At 69.6% G+C, this 8,570-nt stretch carries 8 protein-coding genes and 1 pseudogene; 5 read left to right on the forward strand and 4 right to left on the reverse strand.

Annotation, left to right across the window (positions count from 1 at the left end; genetic code table 11):
• Positions 1-920: 920 nt before the first annotated feature.
• Positions 921-1,258: pseudogene (locus tag ACIO5E_RS34510) on the forward strand (hypothetical protein); the annotation flags it as partial.
• Here ACIO5E_RS34510 and ACIO5E_RS34515 read toward each other — a convergent pair.
• Both ACIO5E_RS34515 and ACIO5E_RS34520 read right to left on the reverse strand, forming a co-directional pair.
• Positions 1,222-1,614, reverse strand: a complete 393-nt coding sequence (locus ACIO5E_RS34515; protein ID WP_400675662.1) for a helix-turn-helix domain-containing protein — start codon at positions 1,612-1,614, stop codon at positions 1,222-1,224. The pseudogene ACIO5E_RS34510 and the gene ACIO5E_RS34515 overlap by 37 nt on opposite strands.
• A gap of 153 nt (positions 1,615-1,767) precedes the next feature.
• Complete coding sequence (locus ACIO5E_RS34520; protein WP_400675948.1) at positions 1,768-2,412, reverse strand: HD domain-containing protein; 645 nt, start codon at positions 2,410-2,412, stop codon at positions 1,768-1,770.
• 211 nt (positions 2,413-2,623) lie between these two features.
• Here ACIO5E_RS34520 and ACIO5E_RS34525 point away from each other — a divergent pair, with 211 nt between their 5' ends.
• On the forward strand, positions 2,624-4,915 hold the full coding sequence (locus ACIO5E_RS34525; protein ID WP_400675664.1) for a hypothetical protein: 2,292 nt from the start codon (positions 2,624-2,626) through the stop codon (positions 4,913-4,915).
• A gap of 122 nt (positions 4,916-5,037) precedes the next feature.
• Here ACIO5E_RS34525 and ACIO5E_RS34530 read toward each other — a convergent pair whose 3' ends face one another.
• Both ACIO5E_RS34530 and ACIO5E_RS34535 read right to left on the reverse strand, forming a co-directional pair.
• On the reverse strand, positions 5,038-5,613 hold the full coding sequence (locus ACIO5E_RS34530; protein ID WP_400675666.1) for a MarR family winged helix-turn-helix transcriptional regulator: 576 nt from the start codon (positions 5,611-5,613) through the stop codon (positions 5,038-5,040).
• A gap of 377 nt (positions 5,614-5,990) precedes the next feature.
• Positions 5,991-6,320 (reverse strand): hypothetical protein, encoded by a 330-nt coding sequence (locus ACIO5E_RS34535; RefSeq protein ID WP_400675668.1) that lies wholly within the window; start codon positions 6,318-6,320, stop codon positions 5,991-5,993.
• A 163-nt stretch (positions 6,321-6,483) separates the two neighbouring features.
• Between ACIO5E_RS34535 and ACIO5E_RS34540 the strand changes: the two genes are divergently transcribed.
• The 3 genes from ACIO5E_RS34540 to ACIO5E_RS34550 are packed head-to-tail and all read left to right on the forward strand — an operon-like array spanning position 6,484 to position 8,569.
• Positions 6,484-7,437, forward strand: a complete 954-nt coding sequence (locus tag ACIO5E_RS34540; RefSeq protein ID WP_400675670.1) for a LysR family transcriptional regulator — start codon at positions 6,484-6,486, stop codon at positions 7,435-7,437.
• A 31-nt stretch (positions 7,438-7,468) separates the two neighbouring features.
• Positions 7,469-8,314, forward strand: coding sequence for an ACP S-malonyltransferase (gene fabD, locus ACIO5E_RS34545; RefSeq protein ID WP_400675672.1), 846 nt, complete (start codon positions 7,469-7,471; stop codon positions 8,312-8,314).
• Between the two features lie 3 nt (positions 8,315-8,317).
• The gene (locus tag ACIO5E_RS34550) at positions 8,318-8,569 is read left to right on the forward strand and encodes an acyl carrier protein (RefSeq protein WP_280681970.1); all 252 of its coding nucleotides are present in this window, start codon (positions 8,318-8,320) and stop codon (positions 8,567-8,569) included.
• The last annotated feature ends 1 nt before the right edge of the window (position 8,570 follow it).

Raw genomic sequence — 8,570 nt, forward strand, 5'->3', positions numbered from 1 at the left:
CGCCGCGGTGACGTTCGCGGCTGCGGCGAGCTCTGCCGGCGGGGCGAAGCGCCGCTCCTCCTTGAGTAGGTTGGCCAGGCTCTCGTTGCTCAACGACTTTCTCCTCTTGCTTCTACCGCTCCGGACGCCGCCGGGCGGTCTGTGGTGGTTCCGGGGGCGGCCGGGAGGACTGATCCGTGCGCCGGTGGGTACGAGGTTCCCGTTGCGCTAGTCGGCTCGGTCCGGGCCGCTCACAGGTCGATGCTCAGGCATGCCGGTATACGTTTGATCAACGCGTTCGCGGCGGCCTCGCCCGGAAGGCCGTCCGGTGTGCGGAGTACGACCTCGTGACGGACGTCGGCCGACGTTTCCGCCGCGCCATGAGCGGGTGGAACCGGGCCTGCAACGGGATGCCGATCAGCCGGCGACCGGAGGTCGCGGACGTCGCCGGGCTGGTCACCCACCGCTTCGGCCTCGACGAGATGTAGGACGCCTACGACGTCTTCGCCGACGCCGGCGACACCGGCGCCCTCAAGTCGCGCTCTTCCGGACGTGACCCGCGCGCACGGGCGAACCGAGGAGGCGCACTGTGAGCAACACCCTCGACCTCGACGCCATCCGGCGTTGCGACCCTCGCGTATGGCCCGTCGGATCATCGAACGGCGCGACCAACTCTGCCTGAGCGACGATTGGTTGGCCTACCAGGCGGCCGTGTCCCCGCAGTAGCTGAGGCACCTGCCGGCCGTGCGTCCGGTCTTCGATGCCGGCGGCTTCGCCCAGATCGTCGCTGCTCTGGCGATGACTTGGTCCGAGGCCCTTAACGGCCGTGCCGACGCCCCGGCGGGGCAGGCGGATCCGCGCTCGCGCCCACTCCTGTTCACCCGGTGCCGATGCGGCGGCCGGTGACCCCTCACGGCACCGAGTGCCCCGGTCCGCGATGCCCCGGGCTGCCCTTCACCAAGCAGTGGCACCGCTACCTGCTCTTCGACCTGGCCACCTCGCTCGGCTGGGACACCGCCGCGCCGTCACCACCTTCGTCGCCGTCCTCGTCGTCGGCCCGGCGGTCCTCACCGTGTTCCGCCACGCGGCCCGACGCGCCAACTTCGAGCCGACCGTGCGCTTCGAGCCCCCGAGCGGGCCTGCCGCCCCGGCCGGGCGGGAACCGCACCCTCCTGATCGTGCCCTCCCGATGTCGAGAGGCGACCACCGGCGTGTCGCCCGCGTGGACGGGGCTGAGCGTCCTCAGGCCGCCGCGGTGGTGCGGAAGCGTGCCCGGTAGGTGGTGGGGGCGATGCCCAGGGTGTGCTGGAAGATGCGGCGCATGGTTTCCGCCGAGCCGAAGCCGCACTGCCCGGCCACCGTCTCGACGGGGTCGTCGCCCGTTTCGAGGAGCACCTGGGCGCTCTCCAGCCGGACGGATTCGAGGTACTGGCCGGGTGTCAGCCCCGTCTCGCCGCGGAAGAGCCGGCCCAGGTGGCGGGCGCTGATACCGACGTCACGGGCCAGGGACTCCATGCTGTGCGGGGCGCCCGGGTCGGCCGCGACGGCGTCCATCACCTGCCGCAGGACCGCGTGCTTGGCCGTCCGGGGGGTCGGACGGGCGCTGAACTGGGACTGTCCGCCGGGACGGGCCATGAAGACGACCAGTTCGCGGGCGACCTCCCGCGTGGTAGCGGGCGCCGAAGAGGTTGGCCGTGCTGAAGACCTCGGCCGGGCCGGTGACGTCCAGCAGCTGCACGCCGTCGAAGGCCGCCGCCGCGACCACGTGGTCCGCTCGCCGCCGTGGGGTCACTCGGCCCACGGGGAGTCCAGGATGGTGCGGACGAAGTCCCCGCGCTCGAAGCCGGGCACGTAGTGGGCGAGCACATCGGCCTTGACGTTGCCGAACGTGGTCTCCGGCTTGGGCCGGACCCCCTCGGTGAACGCCTGGAGGATGCGCTGTTTGAAGTCGGGGCGCGGGTGCAGGGCGACGATCGCGGCGCGGTCGCCCTTGGTGACGTCGTGGTAGCCGATGCCCAGGACGTCGTACTCCACACCCGCCGTCACCAGCGCCACCTCGGGCTCCATGAACTCGGGGATGCCCGGGGTGGTGTGCAGGGCGATGGCCGTCCACACCCGGCGGATGCTGTCCTCCGGCACCTGGCGTGCCTGCAGGAAGCGGCGGGCCTCATCGGCGCTGTCCACCTCGAAGCGCCGTCCGCTGCGCCGGAAGGGCTCGCCCAGTCCCAGGTCGTGGAACATGGCCGCGATGTAGAGCAGCTCGGGGTCGAAGCCCAGATCCCGGTTGCGCCCCTGGAGGGCGCCGAAGAAGTACACCCGCCGCGAGTGGTCGTAGATCAGGTCGCTCACGGTGTCGCGGACGAGCTCGGTCGCCTCCCGCGACAGCTTCGAGTCCGGCACCCGCACCCCGGCTGCGGAGGAGTCGCTCGTCATGGTCATCACCTGGTCCCTCCGTCCGCCGGCCCGTCCGGCGACGACCCCAGTCTCCGACCCGCCGGATGCCGGCGCCATGGCCATGCGGCCGGGTAGCCCACGGATACGGACATCCAGAAACGAGAACCGTTTCCAAAAAACCGGCCATCGATCGGTCAAGCCCTGGCGGAACGCGACCGTACGGCCCACTGGTCCGGGCAGGGTGTGTGCCATGAGACGCAAGCAATCTCCTCCCGCGGCGCGCGCGGGCCGAAGGCCGTTCCGCGCCCTGCCGCTGATCGCGCTGGTGGTGGCGGGTGCGGTGATCTCGCTCGGCACGGTCGTCCCGGCCGCCGCCGCGACCGCCAGGGTGGACCTGAACGTCCTCGTCGTCGCCGACGGCAATCCCTGGGTCGAGGGCATCCACGAGCAACTGGTGTCCGAGGGCGTGCCGACCACCGTGGTCGACCTCACCAGCAGCGACCGTGCCACCCTCACGGCCGCCTTCCTCACCGACACCCTGGCCGACGGCACGCCGCACGGCCACTTCGAGGGCGTCGTCCTGCCCAACGATGCGCCGAGCCAACTCTCCGCCGCCGAACTCTCCGCCCTCACCGGCTACGAGCAGGCCTACCACGTCCGGCAGGTCGACTCCTACGTGTGGCCCGGCGCCAACACCGGCCTCAGCGCTCCGCTGTGGACCGGCTCGCTCGACGCGACCACCGCCACCACGTCCTCCTCCGCCCGCGCCGACGCCTTCCGCTACCTGAACGGCCCGGTGCCGTTCGAGGGCACCGCCGGCGGCGACGGCTCGTACGGCGCCCTGCCCACGCCCATGGCCGACGACCCGGCCACCGGCGCGCACTTCGAACCGTTCCTCACCGAGACGGTGCCCGGTACGTCGACGCAGGGCGTGCTCGCGGGGGTCTACACCGGCAACGGCCGCCAGCAGTTGGTCCTCACGTTCGCGTACAACTCCTACCAGCAGCAGTTCCGGCTGCTCGCGCACGGGATCGTCGACTGGCTGACCCGGGGCGTGCACCTGGGCTACTGGCGCAACTACTTCTCGGCGCACATCGACGACCTGTTCAACGCCAACGCCCGGTGGAGCCAGAGCGGCAAGTGCACCCCCGGTGAGGGCGACTGCGCCGCCGGGGTGCCGGACACCACGCCGATCCGGATGACCGCCTCCGACGTCACCGACACGGTGAACTGGCAGCAACGCAACGGCTACACCCTGGACTTCCTCTTCAACGCGGGCCCCGGTGCCGCCTACCAGGAGGAGCAGGGCGGCAACGACCCGCTGAGCACCGCGCTGCTGGCGAACAAGAACAACTTCCTGTGGGTCAACCACACCTACGACCACCCGTTCCTGGGCTGCGTGCAGGACTTCTCGGTGATCCCGTGGCGGTGCCGGACCGACTCCGCCGGCAACACCGTCTACGTCGACCAGCCCACCATCAGCTCCCAGATCACCCGGAACATCCAGTTCGCCCAGGCCGACGGCCTGCCGTTCCGGCCCGACGAACTGGTCGCGGGGGAGCACTCGGGCACCGTGATGCTGCCGCAGCAGCCGAACGACAACCCCAACTTCCTGGCGGCGCTGAGCGCGAACAACATCCGGTGGCTCGGCGTCGACGCCTCCCGCGAGACCGGGCAGCGTCAGATCGCCTCCGCGCTGGGCACTCCGCGCCACCCGATCAACGTGTTCTACAACGTCTCCACCCAGGCCGACGAGGTGAGCGAGTACAACTGGCTCTACACCTCCAAGGCGAACGGCGGCAGCGGCAACTGCGAGGCCGACCCCGCCACCACGACCTGCATCGCGCCGCTCGACCTGAACAGCGCCTGGTCGAACTACGTCCTGCCGTTGCAGGTCAGGATCACCCTCGGGTACGTGCTGTCGAACGACCCGCGGCCGTTCTTCATGCACCAGTCCAACCTGACCGACGACCAGTTGGCGCTGCAGACCCTCAGCGGCATCCTGTCCACCTACCGCACCTGGTTCACCGCGGACACCCCGGTGGTCGACCAGACCCTCACCGACTCCGGGACGGTCCTCCAGCAGCAGGCCGCCTGGCAGCAGACCCGGAACGCGGGCTCGGTCACCGGCTACGTCCAGGGCGGCGTGGTCACGCTCCAGGGGCCGTCCGGCACCACCGTGCCGGTCACCGTGCCCGCCGGCACCACCGTCACCGGCGGCGGCGGGTTCGGCGCGGGGTACGGCGGCGAGCAGTCCGGGGCCACCAGGCTCGGTGCGACGGCCACCGGACTGACGCTGCCCACGGGCGTGTTCGGCACGGTCGCCCACTCGACTCCGACCGGTCCGGCCGCGGAACCCGCCTCCTACGCGAAGGGATCGCCGCACGAGGTGCGCCGGAACGGGGACGCCATCGTGATCACCGACCCGACCGGCACCCACGTCCTCCCGAAGCTCGCCGGGAAGCCGGAGGAGCAGCTGTCCATCGGCGCCCACCACCACAACCCGTACACCGTCCTCCCGACGGGGCCCGCCGGGAAGTAGCCCGTACCCCGGCCGGGGCGGTCCGGCGGGTCCTGCCGATCCGACCACCCGCTCCGCCGTGCGCCCCGGTACCGGTACCCACCGGCACCGGGGCGCACGGCGTGTGTGTCGCCTACCGACGGTCACAGCTCCGTGGGGTGGCCGCTGCGCGGGGGTTTGGCGTTGGCGAGCTGGCGGCGGGGGGCTTTCGGGGGTCTCGACGGCGAGTCGCGCGCGGGGGAGCGCGGCGGGGAGTAGGCCAGGGTGGTGGAGGGCTCCGATTCGGTGGCCTGGCCGCGCAGGGCCTGGGTTTCGACCGCTTCGGCGAGCCGCCGCAGGGCGATGCGTACCTGTGCGCTCTGTTCGTCGCCGAGTGCCCCGAGGACCTGTTGCTCGATCGCCAGGCGCTTGGGCATGACGTCGTCGACGGCGGCCGCGCCCGCGTCGGTGATGGAGACCAGGACGGCGCGCCGGTCCGCGGGGTTGACCGTCCGGACCACGAGGTCGCGCCGTTCCAGCTTCGCGAGCGCCTTGCTCAGTGCGGCCGGCGAGCGGCCCATCGAGGTGGCGAGGCGGCGTGCGATCGTCGGCTCGGTCGAGTGGCGGAGGTGGTACAGCACGTCGAACTCGGACGAGCTGACCGCCGCCGCTTCGAACACCGGTTCAAGGAGGAACTCCAGCATCGCGTGTGCGTGCTTGAGGCCGCCGAGGATCTCCATCGACGACAAGTCGAGGTCAGGACGGCTCTGTACCCACAGTTGCCATACCGCCGGCGCTTCATCCATTCGTGCACTTGCTCCAACTTGTTAACCGGTAACCTATCAGTTACCGTATGACACGTGCCCGGCTCCGAGCTGGGCGATCAGGGCAGGCTCCGCAGGAGGCTTGTCCGCTTCTGGCTTTTGATGTACTTGATCTGTTCACGTCAAGTGAACGTGGACCGCGACATCCCGCCCGATGGCTTCTCGTCTGTGACCGGAGCTGAGGAAAAGTGTCATCATGGTCATCGCACACGCCCCCGTCGCCCCGTCGCCTGGAACTGTTCCGGGTTTGGGGCATCTCCGGCAGATAATAGTGGACCGGAAACGCTCTGTGTCTACCTGCGCGCAGGTGGCTTTCCCGAAGAGACGAAGAAGCGCTCGGCTTTGACTTCGTCGAAGTACTCGAACACCTCGAACGCGTCGAACGCCTCGAACGCCGGGAAACCGGCCTCGTCGGATTCGCCGTTCGTCGCGCCGGACCCGAAGTCGTTGCGGGGGCAGGGTCGGCGGTAAGCCCGGTGCACGGCACCGTTGGTGATGGATCGTCGGCGCGTGGCGGCTGCGGGGGAGAACCGGCCGACGCGCCGCGAATCGTGGTCCGCTCGCGCTGGGGCGCTGCGCCCCGTGCTGCCGGGCCGGTCGAGACGACCGTCGCCGGCCGTCACCTGACTCCGTATCGACTTCGGGCACCCGTGCCCCGGTGCGCCGGACCGTGGCGCGCCGATTCACCAGCGGTTCGTCACCGAATTCCGGGCGCATTGCCGCGGCGCGCCACGGCCGACCGCGAAAACCGAATGGTCAGACTCCGGGAAAAGGTTTCCGTGCACCATGACCGATCGCTTGGGATTCAGTCTCACACAATTACGGTACTTCGTCGTGTCCGCCGAGATCGGCAACATATCGGAGGCGGCGGAGCAGTTATGCGCGTCGCAGTCGACGGTCTCGTCGGCGATCATGCGGTTGGAACGTCAGCTCGGTGTTCAGCTGCTTCTCCGTCACCATGCCCGCGGGGTCTCCCTGACGCCGAGCGGTCGCCACCTCCTGCGGGAGGCGCGGGCGTTGTTGGGGCAGGCCAGGAGTCTCAAGGCCCAGGGCGACGCCCTGGCGGGCGAGACCGCCGGCCAGCTCGACGTCGGGTTCTTCTTCCCGATCGCCCCGTTCCTGCTGCCGCAGGTCTGTCGGATGGCCGAAGAACGGTACGGGGCACTGCAGTTGAACGTCCACGAGGCGTCCGCCGATCGGTTGCTGGAGTTTCTGCGGGACGGCCGGTGCGAACTGGCCGTCACCTATGACTTCCTGTCGGGCGACTCCAGGTTCCATCCGCTGGCCGACCTGACGGTTCACGCGCTGGTGGCGGACGACGACCCGATGGGGATGGCCGGCTCGCTCGGTCTGGACGAGTTGGCCACCCGGCCGCTCGTCACCCTGAACACCCCGAGCGTGCTCCGCCACGTCGAGCGGATGTTCGCCCGTGCGGGCGTCCGCATGCCGCGGGTGGTGGCGACGACGAGCCTTGAGACGATGCGCGGCCTGGTGGCCGCCGGTTCCGGGTTCGCGCTGATGTATCAACGCGCTTCGCACGCGAGGACGTTGGACGGCGGAAGCGTCCGTGCGGTCGACATCGCCGACGACCTCCCGCCCTCGTCCCTGGGGGTGGCCATGATGCCCGACCTGGTCATGACCAGCCGCGGCAGGGCCTTCGTGGACGTGCTCGCGTCGGCGGTCTCGGCCGGGGCGCGTCGGGCGCAGGTCAGTGCAGGTCAGCAGGTAGGCGCACGGTGAACAGCAGGTAGGCGCACGTGGGAGGAGTGTCGTGCTGGCGGTCATCTTTGCTGGTCAGGGAAGTCAGGAAAAGGGGATGGGAGAGGAGGTTTTCGGCCGTTATCCGGGCCTTGTGCAATTCGCCTCGGACGTGCTGGGATACGACCTGGTCTCCCTGTGCACGGAAGACCCGGACGGATTGCTGGCCCGTACCGAGTACACCCAGCCGGCGCTCTACGTCGTCAATGCACTGCGGTATTTCGAGCGGGTGCACGGCGAGGACCGGACGGCGGACTTCCTGCTGGGGCACAGCCTGGGCGAGTACAACGCCCTGCTCGCGGCGGGCGTGTTCGACTTCGAGACGGGCCTGCGGCTGGTCGCCAAGCGCGGTGAACTGATGGCGGCGGCCTCCGAGGGCGGCATGACCGCGGTGATGAACACGCCGGCGGACCAGCTGCTGAAGCTCCTGGCGGAGGACGGCGTCGACGGCGTCGACATCGCCGGCCTCAACACCGGCTCACAGATCGTCATCGCGGGCACCCCGCCCGTCCTGGCCGCGGCGCACGAGTGCCTGAAACGCCGGGAGATCCGCTTCGTACAACTCAAGGTGAGCGCGCCGTTCCACTCCCGGTACATGGAGCCGGCCCGGGTGCGGTTCGCCGAATTCCTGACGGGATTCAGTTTCGCCGAACCCGCCATCCCCGTGGTCTCCAACGTCACGGGCCGGCCCTACGAACCGGGGCAGGCGGTACGCATGCTCACCGAACAACTGGTGTCCCCGGTGCGCTGGACCGACAGCGTCCGGATGCTGCTCGACGGCGACGACGGGTTGGAATTCGCCGAAATCGGGGGCCTGTCCCTCACCAACATGGTGTTCAAAATCAGGGCTGGAGTGTGACCGATGGCAACGACGACGGAAACGATCAGGAAGTACCTGGAGGACCGGTTCCTCTTCGAGTTCGACGACGTGATCACCCCGGACACCGATCTCTTCAAGGCCGGTGTCATCGACTCGTTCGGCTACGTCAGGATGATGAAGTTCCTGGAGACCGAGTTCTCCGTCGAGATCAGCCCGGAGGACATCCTCCTGAACGTCTTCGTCTCGCTCACCGCGATCGACGAATTCGTCACCAAGAAGATCTCCGCGAGCTAGA

Origin of the sequence: Kitasatospora sp. NPDC087314 (assembly GCF_044744365.1) — a bacterium.
GTDB lineage: Bacteria > Actinomycetota > Actinomycetes > Streptomycetales > Streptomycetaceae > Kitasatospora.